The 19,344-nt window shown below is 63.8% G+C and carries 13 protein-coding genes; 8 read left to right on the forward strand and 5 right to left on the reverse strand.

Annotation, left to right across the window (positions count from 1 at the left end):
- Window positions 1–13: 13 nt before the first annotated feature.
- The 3 genes from BCEP18194_RS01225 to BCEP18194_RS41840 are packed head-to-tail and all read right to left on the reverse strand — an operon-like array spanning window position 14 to window position 3,319.
- Window positions 14–1,213 carry a hypothetical protein gene (locus BCEP18194_RS01225; protein ID WP_011349460.1) on the reverse strand — a complete coding sequence of 400 codons (1,200 nt, stop codon included), beginning with the start codon at window positions 1,211–1,213 and terminating at the stop codon, window positions 14–16.
- A 29-nt stretch (window positions 1,214–1,242) separates the two neighbouring features.
- Window positions 1,243–1,926 (reverse strand): hypothetical protein, encoded by a 684-nt coding sequence (locus BCEP18194_RS01230; RefSeq protein WP_244272833.1) that lies wholly within the window; start codon window positions 1,924–1,926, stop codon window positions 1,243–1,245.
- A gap of 19 nt (window positions 1,927–1,945) precedes the next feature.
- Window positions 1,946–3,319: a zinc ribbon domain-containing protein gene (locus tag BCEP18194_RS41840; protein WP_011349462.1), complete on the reverse strand. Its 1,374-nt coding sequence runs from the start codon at window positions 3,317–3,319 to the stop codon at window positions 1,946–1,948.
- Between the two features lie 1,110 nt (window positions 3,320–4,429).
- On the opposite strand from BCEP18194_RS41840, the gene BCEP18194_RS01240 reads away from it, so the two are divergent.
- The 8 genes from BCEP18194_RS01240 (at window position 4,430) to BCEP18194_RS01275 (ending at window position 15,598) form a co-directional block, all read left to right on the forward strand.
- A complete protein-coding gene (locus BCEP18194_RS01240) occupies window positions 4,430–5,932 on the forward strand; it encodes an NAD-dependent succinate-semialdehyde dehydrogenase (RefSeq protein WP_425266303.1) in 1,503 nt (500 codons plus the stop codon).
- 29 nt (window positions 5,933–5,961) lie between these two features.
- Entirely contained in the window at window positions 5,962–7,128 is a 1,167-nt protein-coding gene (locus tag BCEP18194_RS01245; protein ID WP_011349464.1) for an iron-containing alcohol dehydrogenase, read from the forward strand.
- 52 nt (window positions 7,129–7,180) lie between these two features.
- A complete protein-coding gene (locus BCEP18194_RS01250; RefSeq protein ID WP_081436520.1) occupies window positions 7,181–8,644 on the forward strand; it encodes a flavin-containing monooxygenase in 1,464 nt (487 codons plus the stop codon).
- A gap of 12 nt (window positions 8,645–8,656) precedes the next feature.
- Window positions 8,657–9,640, forward strand: a complete 984-nt coding sequence (locus BCEP18194_RS01255) for an alpha/beta hydrolase (RefSeq protein WP_011349466.1) — start codon at window positions 8,657–8,659, stop codon at window positions 9,638–9,640.
- A gap of 340 nt (window positions 9,641–9,980) precedes the next feature.
- The gene (locus tag BCEP18194_RS01260; RefSeq protein ID WP_011349467.1) at window positions 9,981–11,471 is read left to right on the forward strand and encodes a flavin-containing monooxygenase; all 1,491 of its coding nucleotides are present in this window, start codon (window positions 9,981–9,983) and stop codon (window positions 11,469–11,471) included.
- 32 nt (window positions 11,472–11,503) lie between these two features.
- Entirely contained in the window at window positions 11,504–12,454 is a 951-nt protein-coding gene (locus BCEP18194_RS01265; RefSeq protein WP_011349468.1) for an alpha/beta hydrolase, read from the forward strand.
- 222 nt (window positions 12,455–12,676) lie between these two features.
- Window positions 12,677–14,296 (forward strand): GMC family oxidoreductase, encoded by a 1,620-nt coding sequence (locus tag BCEP18194_RS01270; RefSeq protein WP_011349469.1) that lies wholly within the window; start codon window positions 12,677–12,679, stop codon window positions 14,294–14,296.
- 612 nt (window positions 14,297–14,908) lie between these two features.
- Complete coding sequence (locus BCEP18194_RS01275) at window positions 14,909–15,598, forward strand: response regulator transcription factor (RefSeq protein ID WP_011349470.1); 690 nt, start codon at window positions 14,909–14,911, stop codon at window positions 15,596–15,598.
- Between the two features lie 349 nt (window positions 15,599–15,947).
- Here the strand turns inward: BCEP18194_RS01275 and BCEP18194_RS01280 are convergent, their stop codons facing one another.
- The gene (locus BCEP18194_RS01280; RefSeq protein WP_011349471.1) at window positions 15,948–16,922 is read right to left on the reverse strand and encodes a WD40/YVTN/BNR-like repeat-containing protein; all 975 of its coding nucleotides are present in this window, start codon (window positions 16,920–16,922) and stop codon (window positions 15,948–15,950) included.
- Between the two features lie 16 nt (window positions 16,923–16,938).
- Window positions 16,939–19,338: an efflux RND transporter permease subunit gene (locus BCEP18194_RS01285; RefSeq protein ID WP_011349472.1), complete on the reverse strand. Its 2,400-nt coding sequence runs from the start codon at window positions 19,336–19,338 to the stop codon at window positions 16,939–16,941.
- Between the last annotated feature and the right edge of the window lie 6 nt (window positions 19,339–19,344).

A 19,344-nucleotide genomic window follows, 5' to 3' on the forward strand; every position in this document is an offset into this window, starting at 1 on the left:
GATCATACAGCCGTCAAGCGTGACGGCGCGCACCGCATTCGCCGCAGAACAGGTCGTCGGCGGCCATCGGTTTGTGGCACTGCGCGCACGCCGTGGCTGCGTCCGCGGCAGGCGATTCCGTATCCGACATTGGCAGCGATGCCGTCCCCGCTGCGCTCGCCGTGCCGGCGGCGTGCGAGTCGCGTGCTTTCGCGAGGTGATCGGCGGCGCGCTCGCGTGCCTGTTCGGCGTGGCGTTTCGCGTCCGCGACGTGCTGGCTCAGTTTCTCTTCCGTTGCGGAGAAATCGACGCCGCTGACCGTCTGCAGATAGATGAGGCACGTGCCGTTGACGAACGTCAGGAACGGAATCACGAGACCGATCGCAAACAGCAGGCCGTTGCCGAAGCCGTACGCGCCCAGATAGGCCATGCTGCGGTAGTCGAATCCGCCGCCTGCCGCATCTGCGCCAAGGCCGTAGGCGCTGGCGTGCCGGCCGAGGCCGCCCAAGCCGCCGAGCGTGCCCATCAGGCCGCCCAACGGGCTGGTGCCGGTTGCCGCCGAGATCGACGACGCGATCGCGGCGCCCGTGCCGAGAATGCCGAACACGATTGCGGACAGGACGCCGACGAGCAGCAGCAGCCCGAACATCCGGACGATCACGCCAAGCAACTGGCGGCGGCCGATCTGCAGCAGGCGGGCGGCGGTCTGCAGCGTCGAGTTGCCTTGCCAGATGGCGGGCGCAGCGAGCGGATAGCCGACGTACCCCATGCCGGCGAAGATCGCGCCCGCGACGATCGCCGCGACCGGATACGCGATCGCGTACAGCAGCGGGCCGACGCCCGGAATCTTGCAAACAAGGAACACGATCAGCAGCGCGAGCAGCAGCAGTATCCAGCCGGCCACGAGCAGCACGCCGATGCCGAGGAGGCGGTGGACGCTGAACGTCGCCTGCAGCAGCGCATCGACGAATCCGACCGACTCGGCCTGCGCATCGCGCATCAGCACGATGCCGACCGCGGAATAGCCGATCAGCGAGACAGCGAAGGTCGCGATGATGAACAGCAGGCCGAGCACGGGGCTGTGACCGAGTACCTGGATCGTGAGCATGCCCATCAGCATGCTGGCGACGAGCGCGAAAGCGGACATCGCGAGTGCGCGCCAGTTCGTGACGGCCTCGGCGGCGCGCAGCAGACCGAACTTCCCCGACACGGGGGCTTGATCGAGTGTTGACATCGTTGAATCTCCTTGCAGGTGCGGGCCGGTCAGTGTGCGGCGGGGGCATCGAGCAGCGCGACGACGGTGACGCCGTCGACCTGCGCGAGCTGGATGCTGGATTGCCGGGTCGAGCCCGGCTTGCCGTTCAGGTAGACCTGGCTTTTCAGCGTGTACGTGCCTTGCGGTGCTCCGGACGGCAGCTTCAGCGTGAAGCTGTTGTCGAATTCGCCGCTGCCCGGCGTCGCGTTGACGACCTTCTCGCCGCGCTTGAACTGCTCGCCCGACGGCGCGTAGACGGTCACGACTTCCTTGACTTCCTGAACGGGCTCGTTCGTGCCGGATACCGCGCGAATTTGCGAGGCCAGCTTGATCGGCTCGCCGGTCTTGACGGCGGAGCGCGGCGTCACGACCGTCGTGTAGGCATCGATCTTCGCGTAGGGCGGCAGGTTGTTGCGGTTGCTCGCGCGGTAATCGCGATCGACTTCGGCTGCCGTCTTCGTCTGCCGCGTCGCGACTTCGATCACGGCGCACGCGGCGAGCCCGGCGACCGCGCCGCCGATCGCACCCTTGGTGCCGCCGATCAGCGCGCCGACCAGCGCGCCGCCGGCGCCGAGCGCGGTACAGCGCAGCACGGATTCGGACGAGATCCCGCCGGTGCCGTTCTGGGTGGCGCAGCCGCTGGCGAGCAAGGTAACCGCGCAGGCCGCGGCGAGGGTTTTCTGGATTGTCATGTCGGTCTTCTCCGGCGCTTCATTCAAGTGTGCTGTTGTTGCGCAGTGCATCCATCTGCCGCGCCTTTGCCTTGTCGATGAGCGTCTTTGCCGGACGGTTGCCGGGCTCGATCGCAAGGACACTCTCCGCGGTCGCGATGGCCTTGTCGTACTGGCCGCGCGACAGATCTCCCTGCGCGCGTTTCAGCAGGCCGTCGACGGCGGGTGCGGCAGGGTTGGCCGCCGTGGACGGGCGGACAGGCGGTGTCGGATGCGGTTTGCTGCGCGGTACCTCCGCCACGGCGGTGGGTGCGGTCGGCGAGGGCGTGTCGTCCTGCAGTTTCGCGAAGGGCGACGGCTGCTGCGCGTTCGCGGATGCTGGCGGCGCGTTCGACGCCGGTGGCGTCGCGGGCACCGGAGCCGTCGCGATGTTCGTGACGACGGCCGGCCCCGAGGCAGGCGAGGTCATGGCTGCGGCGGCAGTGGCCGTATCGATCGGCGCGGACGCCGGTGCGTCGGTCGGCATCGTCGCAACGACCGCGCCGGCGGTGACGGAACCCGATCCTGTGACGCCCGATGCGGCGTCGGCCGTGAAGGCAGGAATCGTGGATGCGGCGACCGGTTCGGGCGTTGCAGGTGCGCTCGCCTGGCGGCCGTGCCACCAGAATGCGCCGCCCGCGCAGGCGATGGCGACTGCGACGCCGGCTGCGATGATCTTGAGTTTTGCCGACGTATCGTCGATTGTCGTCGCGGTCTGCGAAATCGGCCGGGGCACCACGCCGGATGCCGGGCGCATGGGTTCGGCCGACGCCGACGTTACATCGGCATCTGAAGCGTCGTGAGGTTTGAGAACCGCTTCGACGCCGTTTGTTTCGTCATCGACGAGTGCTGCTTCGATGTTCGCCGATGCACCGGCTGCCGCGGGCTGGGCATCCGTGATGACAGGCGAGACATGCGACGCAGCGACCGCGTCGCCGCGATGGTCTGCCGCTGTCATGTGCGCGGCGGTTGCCGCAGCGTCGTGCGATTGCAACGGGGCGTTTGCACGATCCGATACCGTGTCTGCGGTGTTCACCACCAGCGATTCGACACTGATGTCCGTTTGCGTATCCTGAGCGTCGACGGCGCCGTGTGCCGGCTCGTGAGCGGATTCCACAGCCCCGTATGCGGGTTGCCATGCCGGCTCGACCGGCGGCGCGGGCACCTCGACCTCGATCGCCCCGGCGTCATCGGCCGATGCGACGGGCGTCCCGCATTTGTTGCAGAAACGCTGGTTCGGCGTCAGAACGGCGTGGCAGCTCCGGCACGGTGCGCCGGCCGCTTCGGTCCGGATGGCCGCAACCGGTGTTCCGCATTGCTTGCAGAACTTGAGCCCGCCGGGCAGATCGGTTCCACAGTGGGTACACGCAGTCATAATAAGTAATCCTCTTCTTTTGATCGATCGACGTGACGTCGCCGTGCGGGCATGCACACGTTTGTCCGAATCGCGGGATGGCGGCGTATCGACGCGTGCTATGAAGGCGAGCGACGCGGCGCGGGCCGTTCAGCGCGGGATATCAGTCGGAATGGGCTCGGCCGCGCGGGAAGTGTCGGCGTAGAGAAGAAGAGATCCGGCCGACGTGAATTGGCACGTGCGGCCCAACGGATCCGGATGCCCCGGTATTGAATGGCGAGTTCAAGCTTTCCCCGTTTCAGTCGCCAGATTGAGTCCGGCTGACTGTTTTCATTATTTCGATTGATAATACAAATGGTCTTCTGCCGCGGATATTACACTGAAATTACGGGGCTTTGCCATCCGCAAGGGGCGTGACAGAGCGCGTTTTCGCGTGCAAACCCGATCGAACGCGCCGTGCGCACCGTCATCGGCCTGGGGCGTATTCATCGCCGCGACCCCTGCTTGCCGTGGCGCTCAAGGTCTCGCCGGCACACTCTGGCACCCGATCGTGGCCGGTGTCGTGCCACACGCTGCCATCTCTTGAACCGTTGGTTCGGCGCTCGCACGGCAACTGAGGCGTCCATTCCATGCGCTGACTTACCCGGTTCATCGGACCGTGGCCCTGGTCGGGCAAATGTCTACCTGCCTTTTAAAGCAGGCAGCGTGTCCTTCACGCAGTACGCCGCCGAGCAAATCTGTCGAGTTCTCGTTGCCAGCGCAGGCCCCGAGCGCTCCCCTTGCCTGGCGGTCACCACCTTGCGTGGCTATCTCCCACGCGTCACCGACAGCCCGTGCAACTACTGAGTTGCCGCGAAAAATGGTTTATGGTCAAATGACCATGTCAAGTGATCTACATGCCTGTTTCATCCCCAATTGGACGTCATCGCTCGAGCGTGGACGTTCCCAAGGTGGGCAAGATTGTGTGAACGCTTCAGGGGCGGCGCGGAATTCGGCGCACACCGGCCACCGGAAGTCCGGCGAAATCTTGGGGGGAGGGAGCAGGCGCCCGCGTATCGACACCTGAGCCGTTTTCGCCTGTCGGCTGAAAGTGCCTCGGTTGAAAAACAAGAATTTCTGGAGACAGTGCTCGTGGATGAACTGCACAGCAGGAAGAACGAAGTGATTGACCCCTCGGCGCTACGCGCCCGGCTGCGAGACGGCGCCCTGCTGGAGACGCGCGCCTGGCTGGCATCGGGATGGCAGGAAGGCACGGATGGTCGCTCGTTTCCCGTCACGAATCCGGCCACGGGTGACATCCTGGCTCGCGTTGCCAGCCTCGGCGCTGCGGAGGTTGAGCAAGCCATCGAATCGTCGGCGCTTGCACAGCAAGGCTGGCAGAAACGGACCAGCCACGAACGCGCAAAGCTGTTGCGCGCGTGGTTCGACTTGATCCTGGCGAATGCCGACGATCTCGCCTTGATCATGACGTCGGAGCAGGGCAAGCCGCTGGCAGAGGCCCGCGGCGAAATCACGTATGCCGCTTCTTTTGTGGAGTGGTTCGCCGAAGAAGCGAAGCGTGTCTACGGCGACGTCATGCCTCACCCGCAAGGTGACAAGCGCATCCTCGTCATCCGTCAGCCGATCGGCGTGTGTGCCGCGATCACGCCGTGGAATTTCCCGGCCGCGATGATCACGCGCAAGGTCGCGCCGGCACTGGCCGCGGGCTGTTCCATCATCGTGCGCCCGGCCGACCTGACGCCGCTGACGGCGCTTGCGCTTGCCGTCCTCGCCGAGCGAGCGGGCATTCCGGCGGGTGTCCTTCAAGTGGTGTGTGGCCCGTCGCGCGAGATCGGCGCGGTGCTGACGGCGAGCCCGGTGGTGCGCAAGCTTTCGTTCACCGGTTCGACCGAAGTGGGCCGCGTGCTCATGAGCCAATCGTCCGGAACGATCAAGCGGCTCTCTCTCGAGCTCGGCGGCAACGCACCTTTCATCGTGTTCGACGACGCGGATCTCGACGCAGCGATTGAAGGGGCGATGGCGTCGAAATACCGGAATAGCGGTCAGACCTGTGTTTGCGCCAATCGCTTTCTTGTCCAGGCAGGCATTCACGACCGTTTCGTCGAGGCGCTCACCCGGCGAGTCCAGGCGCTCAAGGTAGGGAACGGCATCGAGCCGGGCGTGCAGCAGGGGCCGCTGATCCAGAAGTCCGCCTGCGACCACCTGAATCAGCTGATCGACGATGCGGTAAGCAAGGGCGCACGCATCGTCACCGGCGGGAAAGGCCATCCGCTCGGGGGCACGTTTTTCGAGCCGACCGTCATTGCCGATGCGACGCCGGCCATGCGTCTCGCGCGCGAGGAGCTCTTCGGGCCCGTCGGCCCGGTGTTCCGCTTCGACGATGAAGCAGAAGCGATCGCGATGGCCAACGACACCGAGTACGGGCTCGCCGCCTATCTCTATACGCGTGACAACAGCCGCATCTGGCGTGTGGGCGAGGCACTCGAGTACGGCATGGTCGGCCTGAATACCGGCGTGATTTCCAACGAGGTCGCGCCGTTCGGCGGAGTCAAGCAATCGGGCCTGGGCCGGGAGGGTTCCCGTTATGGAATCGAGGAATACCTGGAAATCAAGTACATGTGCTCCCAGGTCTAACTGCCAAAGTCTGCATCAAGGAAACGTCAATGGAAATGTCCCCGCAATCGATGCTCTTCGAAACTGTTCCGTCCATTCTCCAGGAATGGGGGTGTGTACGCCGCTTGGGTCAGGTGATGGCGGCCTGGACGGAGCGCCGTCATGTCCTGATCGTGACCGACGCGGGGCTGCACAACGCCGGTGTGCTGGAACCGGCGAAAGCGTCGTTGGCAGCCGAGGGATTCCGTGTGGCGGTTTTTGATGAGGTCGTGGCCGACCCGCCGGAGAGCGTGGTCTCGCGCTGCGTCGAGTTCGCGCGCGGTGCGGAGGCGGATATCGTCATCGGCCTGGGCGGCGGCTCGTCGATGGACATTGCAAAACTGGCCGCCGTGCTCACCGTCTCGCGGCAATCGCTCGCGGAAATGTACGGAATCGGCAACGTGAAGGGCGCACGGCTGCCATTGGTGCAGATCCCTACGACGGCCGGTACCGGATCGGAAGTCACCAACATTTCCATCGTTTCGGTTAACGAAACAACCAAGATGGGCATCGTCTCACGTCAGCTGTATGCCGACAAAGTGATCCTGGACGCCGAATTGACGGTCGGTCTGCCGCGCAGCCATACCGCCGCGACGGGCATCGACGCGATGGTCCACGCCATCGAGGCCTATACCAGCAAGCACAAGAAGAATGCCCTCTCCGACGCGCTTGCGCGTGAGGCTCTGCGATTGCTGGTGAGCAACCTGATCCCGGCTTGCGAAAACGGTCACGACCGGCATGCACGCGAGGCAATGCTGCTGGGCGCCACGCTGGCGGGGCAGGCCTTCGCCAATGCCCCGGTGGCCGCGGTCCATGCGCTCGCGTATCCGTTGGGGGGCCATTTCCATATCCCGCATGGCTTGTCCAACGCATTGATGCTTGGCCCCGTGCTGCGATTCAACGCCGAAGCGGCCGCTTCGCATTATTCGGAACTGGCAGACGTCGTAAGCGTGGGTGGAACGGGCGACGCCACGGCGCGCACGGCGGCGTTCATCGCATTCCTGGAAGACCTGATGGACCGATCCGGCGCGCCGCGACGTCTGCGCGACGTGGGTGTCACGCAGGCGAGCCTGCCGACCCTGGCGGCCGATGCGATGAAGCAGCAGCGCCTGCTGTTGAACAATCCGGTCGTTGTCACGGAGTCGGACGCATTGCGCCTGTATGAACAGGCCTATTGAACCGACGCCGGAAAATCCGCAGTCGCCGTAATGTAAATAGAGAGAGTGCACCGTGAACAATGTAGAAAGGATTGAGCACCACGAGATCGTTATCCTGGGTGCAGGCTTCGGAGGCCTCGGCATGGCCGCTCGCATGAAGATCGCGGGCATCGACGACTTCGTCGTGCTGGAGAAGCGTCCCGATCTCGGCGGCGTCTGGCTGGACAATTCGTATCCCGGCGCGGCATGCGATACCGAATCGCACCTGTACTGCTACAGCTTCCATCCGCATTTGCGCGTGAGCGCCATGTATGCCGGCCGGAATGAGCTGCTGCACTATTTGAAATCGCTTGCCACGCGGTTCGACCTCGCAGAACACCTGCGATTCGACACCGAGATTCGCAGTGCCGAATGGGATGCAAGTGCAAGCGTCTGGCGGTTCGAGCTGAACGACGGTTCCCGGATGACCTCGCGATTCTTCGTGCCGGCCTGGGGGCAACTGAATCGCCCGATGATCCCGGCGGTGCGCGGCCTGGCGGATTTCAACGGCGAGTATTTCCACTCCGCCGAGTGGCGGCACGACGTGGACTTGACCGGCAAGCGCGTGGCAAGCATCGGCAACGCCGCCAGCGCCGTGCAGTATGTGCCGCTCATCGCGCCGAAGGTCGATCACCTGACGGTATTCCAGCGCAGCGCGAACTGGATCATGCCGCGCAACCAGATCGTCTTCTCGACGGAGCAGCTCGATACCTACGAGCGCGAGCCCCATCTTTTCGAAGAAAGCAGGAAATCGCTGCACGCGTTCCGCGAGTCCGGGTTCGAGCGGACACGGATGGGTTCGAACGCGCAGCTGGAAGGCAAGAGTCTCGCGTTGGCCCACCTTCATCGCCAGGTGCCCGACCCGGTCCTGCGCGAGCAGCTGACGCCGGACTATGAATACGCGTGCAAGCGGATTCTGCGATCGGACGACTACTATCCGGCGCTCATGCGCGACAACGTTGCGCTGGAAACGGCGGGGGTGGAGTCGTTCGTCGACGAAGGCATCGTGACCCGGGACGGCCGTCTGCTCCCGTTCGACGTGGTCGTGTTCGGAACCGGGTTCGAGAGCCAGGCGTTCCAGGGCAGCCTGCAGGTTCGCGGGACGGACCGCACGTTGGCCCAGGCTTGGGCAGACGGCCCGGAAGCCTATCTGGGCATGACCGTGCCGGGCTTCCCGAACATGTTCATGTTGTACGGGCCGAACACCAACCTGAACCACAACTCCATCGTGTCGATGCTCGAGATCCAGCAGAACTACATCATCGACGCGATCGGCGGCATGGCGTCGGCCGGCGTGAAGGCAGTCAGCGTCGACAGCGGCGTGTTCGACGCATACAACGACAAGCTGCAATCGGCGATGGCCGGCTCGGCGTTTTCGGCGGGCTGCTCGAGCTGGTACAAGAACGCACAAGGCAAGGTGATCAACAACTGGCCGGGCACGGTGGACGAGTACCGCGCGGCGACGCAATGGGATCAAAGCGTGTTCGCGGCGATCTGAGCGGAGAGGCACATGACATCAGTGCACTGGTTGCCGCTGACGGAGGTGGCTGACGATGCCCGGGACGCCGTTCGGGCGTTCCGCGAACTGGGCGGACGACACTACGGCAGCTTTTCCGTCGACCAGTCGCGCGTGAACTTCGTGCGTGCGTGCGAATTGAACGGCCTCACGGGCGACGAGGCGGTTGTCCACGAAGACATCGATGTTCCCGTCGCAGGCGGCAGCATTCGGGTACGGCTCTATCGCCCGCCCGCCGGGGCGAGTGCCGACGGCAACCCGCTTGTCGTCTTCATTCACGGCGGCGGGTGGGTGATCGGCAGCGTGGACACGCATGATGGCATCTGCCGGCATCTCGCACGGCATGGCGGGTGTGCCGTCGCTTCGGTGGAGTACCGGCTATCGCCGGAGCACCGGTGGCCGGTCCCGCTCGAAGACTGCGAGCAGGCATTGGACTATCTGACGGCCAACGCTGCTGCGCTCTCCATCAATGCGTCCCGGGTGATCCTGGCGGGCGACAGCGCCGGCGGCAATATGGCGACCCTCATCGCCAATGCGGCATCGGTGGCGGGGCCCGCGATCATCGGGCAGGTCCTGTTTTATCCCGTGACCGACCTGACGGCGTCACTTCCGTCATACCGGCGCATTCAAGGCGGATTTCCGCTTGTCGCCGAGTCGATGCTCTGGTTCCGGGAGCACTACGTGCCGGACGGCACGCCATTTGATCTTCCACGCCTGTCCCCGCTGCTGCATGCGGAAGGCCGGCGGCAGCCGCCGATGTTCATGGCAACGGTGGGGCTGGATCCGTTATGTGACGAAGGCATCGCCTACGCGTCATGCGCGGCCCGCGCCGGGAGCCAGGTCGAGCATCACCATCTGCCCGGGCACCATCACGGCATCGTCACCGCGGCCCGTGCTATCCCGGCAGCGAGATACCTGCTGGATCGCGCTGCTTCCTTCGTTCGGCGGCTCGCCGAAAAAGACGGTTGCGATGCTTGACGCTTCGATCGTCGCACAGGCATGGAGCATGCAACCTTCGCGACGGATCGTGTAATGGAAACTCCTGATTCAAATTATCCCTCGACTGCATAGACTGGGAACCGTTGGACTTGGTCAATTGATCATGTTCAGAGTGGCGGGTCAAATCGGGATGCGCACATCAATGACTCGCGTGCGTGTCCGGTCGGGTGCGTAGGTGGCTGCCTCGTGCTGGTTTGAAGCGGTGTCGCTGGCATACACGTGTGGGCGTATTTTTCCTCTGTAGTCACATGACCAAGTCGGATGATCTAGTCGTGCGGCGTTACGGATATTTTCAATAACTGGTCATCGGAGGGATCTCATGACTAAGAATCAAGCAGATTCGTGTTCGCCTGAGCACGTAGAGGTACTAATCATCGGGGCGGGGATCTCGGGGATCGATGCCGCTTGCCATCTCCGCATGAACCTGCCGGACCGCTCGTTCGCCATCCTGGAAGCGATGGATGGATTCGGCGGTACGTGGTGGACCCATCGCTACCCCGGCGCGCGTTCCGACAGCGACCTGTACACGTATGCGTTCGGCTTTCGCCCGTGGCAGGGCCGCTCGATCGCGACGGCAGACGAGATCCACAGCTATCTGGGCGATGTCATCAAGGAGTATGACCTCGGCTCGAAGATCCGCTACGGGCATCGTGTTCAAACGGTGAGCTGGTCAAGCGAACAGAAGCGCTGGACGGTCGAGGTATCGCGCAACGATACGGGCGAACACTTCTCGATCACCACCGACTTCCTGTGGCTGGGGGCCGGGTACTACGACCATCGCCAGGGCTTTACGCCGAAGTGGAACGGGTTCGATCGCTACAAGGGAACGGTCATTCACCCGCAGCACTGGCCGGAAGACCTCGACTATGCCGGCAAGCGCGTGGTCGTGATCGGCTCGGGCGCGACGGCCGCGACGCTGATTCCGGCGATGGCCGGCACCGCGGCGCACGTGACGATGCTGCAACGGTCGCCGACGTTCTTCACGGCGGTTCCCTGGACCCACCAGCTGGACGCGACGCTTCGCGAACTGAGCCTGCCCGAAGAATGGCGCTCCGAGATTCTGCGGCGTGCGCACCTGAAGCAGACGTTCGACCTGATCAACCTGGCCGCAGCGAACCCGGACGCCGTTCGCGACTGGCTGATCAACGAGACCCGGCAACAGCTGCCGGAAGGGTTCGACGTCGACAAGCACTTCAACCCCGGCTATCGCCCGTGGCAGCAGCGCGTGGCGGCGGTGCCCGAGGGCGACCTCTTCACGGCCATCCGGGACGGGAAAGCGTCCGTCGTGACGGACACCATCGAATCGTTCGACGAAAACGGCATCACGTTGGCGTCGGGCGAGCACCTGCAGGCGGACATCGTCGTGACGGCGACCGGCTTCGATATGAGCGCTTTCGGCCAGATCGCGTTTCACGTCGACGGCGATCCGGTCGACATGACCAAGCGGGTCTCGTATCGCGGAATGATGATCGAGGGTATCCCGAACATGGCGTTCATCTACGGCTACTACCGGTCGAGCTGGACGCTGCGCGCCGATCTCGTCTGCGAATTCACCTGCCGCGTCCTGGCGCATATGGACAAGGTGGGGGCGAAGACGGTGGAACCGCGCCTGCGCGCCGAAGACGCCGACATGCAGCGGCTGCCGTGGACGGACCCGAACAACTTCAATGCCGGGTACGTGATGCGGTCGCAACACCAGATGCACTCGCGTGGCGATCGCATGCCGTGGCAGCACCACTTCGAGTACGAGGAGGAGCGCCAGACCATTCCGGAATTGAGCCCGGATGCCGAAGTCCTCGTGTATCGCTGATCTCCGAGCAACGTTCGATTAAAGGTGAAGTTATGGCACTCGATTTGCACCTCGCTGGTTTTCTCGAATCCCTTGCCGGGTCCGGCGCGAAACCGCTGCCGCAGTCCAGCCCGGAAGAGGCTCGTGGATTGATGCAGCATCTGGCGCGCGCCGTTCGCGCACCGGAGGCCGTGGTCGACGTTCACGGCGTGGAAGACCTGACCGTTCCCGGCGCGACCGGATCGCTGCGGGCGCGGCTGTACCGTCCGACCCAGGAGCGCAATCTGCCGACGGTCGTCTATCTCCATGGCGGCGGATTCGTCATCGGCGATCTGGATACGCACGACAACATTTGCCGGGAGCTGGCGCGCGGCGCCAACGCGGTCGTCGTCTCGGTGGATTACCGGCTGGCGCCGGAGCATCCGTATCCGGCCGCGGCGGACGATGCGATTGCCGCCACCAAATGGGTCATCGCGAACGCGGGTGAGCTGGGCGGCAGCGACGTGGTGGCGGTGGCCGGAGACAGCGCCGGCGGCAATCTGGCCGCGGTCGTGACCCAGCAACTGCACGCCGACGGCATTTCGCTGTCCGCGCAGTTCCTGATCTACCCCGCGGTCGCGCAGGATCGCGCCGGCTTTCCTTCCTTCAAGGAAAACGGCGAAGGCTACTTTCTCGACCTCGAGACGATCGCCTGGTTCGAGCGACATTACGTGCTCGACGGTACCGACCGGGAGGATCCGCGACTGGCGCCGATCCGTGCGAAGGACCTTGCCGGGTTGCCGCCTGCCGTCATCCTGACCGCCGAATTCGATCCGCTGCGTGACGAGGGCGAGGCCTATGGCCGCTTGCTCCACGCGAGCGGCGTCAAGGTCGACACGATCCGGTGCGACGGCATGATTCACGGCTTCTTCGACATGGGGGCAATTTCCCCGGGCGCCCAGGCGTGGATCGAGAAGGGCATCGCGAGCTTTCGAAAGGTACTCGGCGGCGCGCAGCACCATTGATACGTTGGCGGGAGCGACTTGATTTCGCTTTTCGCCATTTCGTGGCCGCACGCGGTTCGATGGATGACCTCCAACGCTGCCGGTGCGGCCACGCAGTGCTGATGCATGACGGAATGAAGCCGATTGCGCAACGGCTCGGTGAGGCCGCGACGCGAGTGGCGGAATCGATGCATCAGGTAGTTGCTTGTGCAGCGTTCAGGCATCTATCCAGGACACAGACCCGTGAAGAACTCATTCGATTATCTTGTTGTAGGCGGCGGCTCGGCAGGCAGTGTGCTGGCTTCGCGTTTGACCGAAGACCCCGATGTGACGCTCTGCCTCTTCGAAGCCGGCGGCACCGGCGATGGATGGCCCATCAACGTGCCGGCCGCGCTGGTGCTGATGGTCCCGTCCCGGCTGAACAACTGGGCGTTCGAGACGGTGCCCCAAAAGGGGCTGCAGGGGCGACGCGGCTACCAGCCGCGCGGCAAGGCGTTGGGCGGATCGTCGGCGATCAATGCGATGGTGTACACGCGCGGCCATCATGCCGACTACGACGATTGGGCCGCGCTTGGCAACGAAGGCTGGGCCTGGAACGACGTCTTCCCCTATTTCAAGCGAAGCGAACACAACGAGCGCCTCGGCAATGAATGGCACGGGCGCGGCGGCCCGCTGTGGGTCAGCGACCTCAGGACGGGCAATCCGTTTCAGGGCCGTTGGCTGGAGGCCGCGCGTCAGTGCGGCTTGCCCATCACGGACGATTTCAACGGTGCGGAGCAGGAAGGCGTCGGCATCTACCAGGTGACCCAGAAGAATGGCGAGCGCTGGAGTGCGGCACGTGCCTATCTCTTTCCGCACATGAAGGCCCGCGGCAACCTGACGGTGGAGACGGGCGCGCAGGTCAGGCGCATCGTGTTCGACGGCAAACGGGCCGTTGGTGTCGAGGTCACGCGTGGGGGGAATGTCGAGACGGTCTGGGCGAAGAAGGAGGTGATCCTTTCCGCGGGCGCGTTTCAATCGCCTCAGTTGCTGATGTTGTCCGGCGTCGGGCCGAAGGACGAACTCGAGCGTCACGGGATCAAGGTCGTCGCCGATCTCCCGGGCGTGGGGGAGAACCTGCAGGATCACCCGGACTTCGTTGTCAGCTACAAGACGAACAGCCTGGACGCGCTGGGGGTATCGGTACGCGGCGGGATCAAGACGTTGCGCGACATCCGGCAATACCGGGCGTCGCGGGACGGCACGATGACGACCAACTTCGCGGAAGGCGGCGCCTTCCTGAAGACGCGTCCCGATCTGGAGCGACCGGACGTTCAGATGCACTTCGTCGTGGGGCCCGTCAGCGATCATGGAAGGAAGGTGCAGCTCGGACATGGTATTTCGTGTCACGTGTGCCTGCTGAGGCCGAAAAGCCGTGGATCGGTCAAGCTGCGAAGCGCCGATCCGCTGGACGCGCCGTTGATCGACCCGGCATTCCTCGAGCACGCGGATGATATCGAAGTCCTGCTCGAGGGCTACAAGCTGACCCGGCGGTTGATGGCGGCGCCCGCCATGTCCCAGTTCGTGACGGAAGACCTGTTCGCGTCCCGGTCGCGATCGGACGACGACATTCGTGCGTTGCTGCGCGAACGGACCGACACGGTGTACCACCCGGTAGGAACGTGTCGCATGGGGAACGATGCGCTCGCCGTCGTCGACGCTGAGTTGCGCGTACGGGGAACGGAAGGCTTGCGTGTGGTCGATGCCTCCATCATGCCGACGCTGGTGGGTGCGAACACGAATGCGCCGACTATCATGATTGGGGAGAAAGCCTCGGATCTGATCCGGAGGATCTCGCGATTCCCGGTTGCGATGTCGGCGTGAAATCCGGCATCGCGGTTTGACTGGCCCTCTCTCGTGCCGACCTGCGCCGGCACGAAGGCATCAAGCGGACACGGACGTTGCGAGCAAGGTGTATGCAGCGACGTCCGCTGCCTGAATGCAAGGGCCAACTGGCCGGTTGACGCGAGGCTGGACGCTGCTGGGGCATCTCGAGCCTCCTGGCGTCGAACGCTTGAGCCGCGAGGTCGGGCGACGCAGCCAACCGCCGATCATGAAAGCATCCTTGTTCCTGGAAGAACAAGGCGAGCACGAGGAACGCGATGTCGCCACCCGAAGCCCGGATGCCGGGTGGCGACCTGTGTGTGCCAACCACCGGAGAAAGACCGGTGCTTGCTTCGCGGCGATGCGTCGCCGCAACCAACGAACCAACGAACCAACGAACCCATCAGCCGATCGACCTTGCTCGGCGTCCGGCCTGTCCGGGTGCAGGAAATAGTCTTCCCCCGCCTCTATCCCGATGGCTTCGGCATGCGTCACGCCGAACGCTGCTTTCAACTCGTCGAGTCGTGCCAGCGAACCTTGACCCCATCCGGCGTCGAATGCTGCCCGGAAGGTGTTCACGCGCGCGAAAGGCGACGACTCGGAAATTCAAACATGCACTCGCTCATACTCATCGCGGATGACGCACCGGAAATGGCGTCAACGCTCGATACCTGCCTGACTCGCAACGGGTTTCGAACCTTTCAGACCAACACCTCCCAGGCCGTGCTTGCCACGCAACTGAACCTGAAGCCGGATCTGGTCATTCTCGACGTCCGTGAACTGTGTGCGGATACCCTGGACATGCTGGCCAGGCTTCGACGACAAAGCGATACCCCCATCGTCGTCATGTCGGCGTGTGATCTGGACGGGGAGCGGCTGCGTGCACTGCACGCCGGCGCTGACGACTACATCGTCAGGCCGTTCAACCCGGATGTAGTCGTCGCGCGATTGCTCACGATGCTTCGCCGCTCTGGTGCGCTCGCGCCTGAACGCCGTCTCCGGGTTGGCGCGCTCGAAGTCGATACGGAAAGCTATAGGGTGGGCGTGCGGACGTCCTCCGGTGAAGCGCCGGTTTCCGTGACACTCGTCGAATTCCGCCTGCTGGCCCACATGGCCAGGCTGCCGAATCGGGCATTTACGCGCATCGAATTGCTCAATGCATGCATGACAGACGTAAGCACATCCACACGCACCGTCGACAGCCACATGACCCGGCTACGGAAAAAGCTGGTGGCCGCAGGGGCGTCGGGCATCCTGGAATGCGTGCACGGCGTCGGCTATCGCCTGCAAAAAGCCGGCTGACGGGGAAGCGCGTCGCTCGCTCGTTGTCCGAATCCGCTGTTCGTCGCGTGTGTATGCGGCGCTCAGGTGTATGCCGCAGAGGTGGGTGCGCTACCGGTAGATCGTCGGCTCGGAGCCGTTGCGGCGGTTGCGCAGATCACCGATTTGATCTTTTGACCCTGCGCGTCATGAGGGATGCGGGCCGGCGGCGCGTCCGTATCCCGCTTATTCATCGCGTTACCGTTGCTCTCCAGAGTACGAGAACTCGATCGCCGTTTGACTCCACCACCCATCGCAGGTCAAGCAGGCATCGACACAGCGAGCCGCGTTTCACGATCACGGCTCGCTGTGCGAATCAAACATCCGGCAGTTACTGCGCGACGACCCCGTCGCGAGAAAAAACCAGCCACTTGTCGCCAGGCGAGGGGAGTGCCGCGGTGTACGTCGTCCCGGTCTGGGTGTTCAGGCGCTGGAACGTCTTTCCATCATCGGTGCTTTGAGCCTGCAGCCCGTCGACGCCCACTGCCAATACCGTGGAGCCTCGGGACGCGAGCGCGGTAATGGAATTTTTGGTGTCGAGCGTCGCGCGTGACCAGGTGTGGCCGTTGTCCTCGCTTCGCATCAACGTGCCGCGCAGCCCGCCGACCAGCAGCACACCATTGGGCAGCGCCACACCGCACCAGAACGACCCCTTGTACCCGGTCTCCACGTTCTCCCAGGTGTTGCCCTTATCCTTGGAGATGAAGAGTTGCCCCTTCTCGGCCGTAGCAAAGATCTCGCCATTGCTGTTCGAAAAAAGACCGAACAGATTCAGGTCCGACTTCTTGCCGTTCGGGAGAACGGCTTCCTTTTTTGTCCAGGTCTTGCCGCCGTCATCGGTGACGAGGATGAGCGACCAGAGTCCGACGGCCACGCCGTGGTCGGCATCGATGAAGTGAACGCCGAACAGCGGGCGATCCTCGGTCGTCGCGAGACGCTGAACCTCCCACGTCTCGCCGCCGTCGGTCGTCTTCAGGATCGCGCCCCAGTGGCCGACTGCCCACCCCGTCCGGGCGTCGATGAAACTGACGGACGTCAGTGTCGAGCTCACGGGCACCGCCTTGGCCTGGCGGTACGTCGCACCGCGGTTGTCGGACAGCAGGATGATGCCGTTTGCGCCGACACTTACCACCCGCTGGCCTGCCCACGTCGCATCCAGCACCGGGGACTGCGTCGCGATGCTGGACTGGACGGCCGGAACGGGCTTGAGTTCCGATGCGGATACCGCGCTTTGCATGCCGCCCAGCAGCGCGCCGAAGACGACGATACTGGCCGACAGGGAGAGAACCTTGCGATTCATGGTCATGGAATCCTCTTCTTCTTCAATGTGCGAGCAGGCCGGGTGCGCGCGCGGGCCGGCGGCGCGGGAAGATGCGCTCGAGCCAGACGGCGAAGGCGGGCAGGACCGTCATGGCCATGACCATGTTGACGATGAACATGAACGCCAGGAGCTTGCCCATGTCCGCCTGGAACTTGAGCTCGGAGAACGACCAGGTGGCGACGCCGATAGCGAGCGTGATGGCCGTAAAGATGGTGGCCGTCCCGATCTCGAGGATCGATTGTTCGAGCGCCTTGACGATGCCGACACCGTTGGCGAGATGCAGCTGCAGCCGGTTGTAGATATAGAACGCATAGTCGACGCCGATGCCCACCGCCAGCACCATCACGGGCAGCGTGGCGACGGTCAGGCCGATCTGCAGCTCCTTCATGAACCAGTAGCCGATGAACGTGCCGATCGTCAGTGGCAGGCAGCATGCGAGGACCGCGCGCAGGTCACGGTACGTGACGAGGACGAGCAGGACGATGGTCGTATAGACGTAAAGCATCATCGGCAATTCGCTGCGCTCGATTTCGTCGTTGACCGCGGCCAGCACGCCGGCGTTTCCGGAGGCGAGCCGGATCTTCACGCCCGGCAGCTTGTTCGTATCGCGGAAATGCTTCGCGGCGTTGATCACCTGGGTGATCGTGGTCGCCTTGTGGTCGGCCAGATAGATGTTCACCGCGGTCATGCTGCAGTCCTTGCGCATGACGCCGGGCGTGCGGGCCACCTCGCCGGCCAGCGATGAATAGTTGTCGGGGTCGATGGGGATCGCCGACATCTTGGGATTGCCTTCGTTGTACCCCTCGTTGTATTGCCGCAGCAACGACGAGAACGAAACGACCGACAACACGCCGGGGACGGCACGCATCGACCAGACGAAGCGATCCTGATAGGCACCGACTTCCACGTTGTTGCAAGACTGGGGAGGCGCTTCGAAGACGATGGAAATCCAGTCGAGGCCGACGTCGTAGCTCGACGCAATGGACACCGAATCCTTGTTGAACCGGGCGTCGGCGCGAAGCTCGGGCGCGCCTGCCTGCAGCGTGCCGACGACGCGATCCCGGCTTTCCCAGGCCGCCACGCAGAACACCACGACGGCCGCCAGCAGGATGATCGCGGCATTGCGCGGAATGGCGACTTTTGCGAGAACCCGGAGCACGCGGCCACGACGAGCGGCATGCAGCTCCGCATTCTTTGCATAATTGCCGTCGACCTTGAGCATCGACGCTGCCAGCGGGAGCATCACCAGGTTCGTGACGATCTTGTACGCCACGCCGAGCGACGCGGTGATCGCGAGCTCGCGAACCATCGGGATCGGAATCAGGATCAGCGTGACGAAGGAAACGAACGCGGTCACCAGGGCGAGCGTGCCGGGAATCAGCAGCCCGCTGAAGCTGGACCGAGCGGCTTGCTCGACCGACTTGCCATGGGAGATCTCGCGAACGATGAAATTGATCTGCTGGACGCCGTGCGACACGCCGATCGCGAACACGAGGAACGGAACCAGCACGCCCAACGGGTCGAGCCCGTAGCCGAGGAGATGCAGCGTGCCGAACTGCCAGACGAGCGAGACCAGCGAGCATGTCAGCGGCAGGATCGTCAGGCGAATGGAGCGGCAGTACCAGTAGACGGCCAACGCGGTCAGGAGCAGGGCGATCGCGCAGAACTTCAGGACGGACGATGCGCCGTTTGCGATATCGCCAATCTGTTTCGCGAAGCCGATGATCTGGATTTCATAGTTCGAATCCTCGAACTTCGATCGCAACTGCGCTTCGAGCGCCTGATCGAATGCCACATAGTCGACCCGCTCACCTTTGGCATCCAGCTCGTTGAGGTCGGCGGTGACCATTGCGCTGCTCTGGTCGCGCGACACGAGGCTGCCGACGAAGCCGCCCTGGGCCGTCGAGCGCGAAATGGCGCCGACCGTGTTGCTGTCGAGCTGATCGGGCGTCACGGTGCCGGGAATGAGCGGGTCGGCCCGGAATCCGTCTTCGGTAATCTCGTTGACGAACGAATTCGGAGTCCAGAGCGATTGAACGCTGCTGCGAGACACGTTCGGCAGGAACGTGACCGCCTGGGTGACTTCATACAGGCGCTTCAACGCATCCGGCGTCCAGATGCTGCCCTTGCGGGCCTTGACGACGACGATCAAACGGTTGGCGCCGAGCAGGTCGCCGCGATACTCGTTGAACGTCTGCGTGTATTCGTGGCCGAGCGGAAGCTGCTTCTCGAACCCGGCGTCCATGCGAAGCTTGACGGCGAAGCAGGCCATGACGACCGTGAAGAGAACCAGAAGCCCCAGAACGAGACGCCTGTGACCGAACAGCGTATTTTCCAGCGAATGAAGAATTCTTAGCAGCTTGCTGGGCCGGGCTGCGTCGGGAACAGGCGTTTGATTCATATTGAC

The sequence above is a fragment of the Burkholderia lata genome, assembly GCF_000012945.1.
GTDB lineage: Bacteria > Pseudomonadota > Gammaproteobacteria > Burkholderiales > Burkholderiaceae > Burkholderia > Burkholderia lata.

Excerpts from the sequence above, each read along its gene's own strand:
- BCEP18194_RS01225 (WP_011349460.1), bottom strand. The coding sequence starts at position 1,213 with ATGTCAACACTCGATCAAGCCCCCGTGTCGGGGAAGTTCGGTCTGCTG.
- BCEP18194_RS01230 (WP_244272833.1), bottom strand. The coding sequence starts at position 1,926 with ATGACAATCCAGAAAACCCTCGCCGCGGCCTGCGCGGTTACCTTGCTC.
- BCEP18194_RS41840 (WP_011349462.1), bottom strand. The coding sequence starts at position 3,319 with ATGACTGCGTGTACCCACTGTGGAACCGATCTGCCCGGCGGGCTCAAG.
- BCEP18194_RS01245 (WP_011349464.1), top strand. The coding sequence starts at position 5,962 with ATGGAAATGTCCCCGCAATCGATGCTCTTCGAAACTGTTCCGTCCATT.
- BCEP18194_RS01255 (WP_011349466.1), top strand. The coding sequence starts at position 8,657 with ATGACATCAGTGCACTGGTTGCCGCTGACGGAGGTGGCTGACGATGCC.
- BCEP18194_RS01260 (WP_011349467.1), top strand. The coding sequence starts at position 9,981 with ATGACTAAGAATCAAGCAGATTCGTGTTCGCCTGAGCACGTAGAGGTA.
- BCEP18194_RS01265 (WP_011349468.1), top strand. The coding sequence starts at position 11,504 with ATGGCACTCGATTTGCACCTCGCTGGTTTTCTCGAATCCCTTGCCGGG.
- BCEP18194_RS01275 (WP_011349470.1), top strand. The coding sequence starts at position 14,909 with ATGCACTCGCTCATACTCATCGCGGATGACGCACCGGAAATGGCGTCA.
- BCEP18194_RS01280 (WP_011349471.1), bottom strand. The coding sequence starts at position 16,922 with ATGACCATGAATCGCAAGGTTCTCTCCCTGTCGGCCAGTATCGTCGTC.
- BCEP18194_RS01285 (WP_011349472.1), bottom strand. The coding sequence starts at position 19,338 with ATGAATCAAACGCCTGTTCCCGACGCAGCCCGGCCCAGCAAGCTGCTA.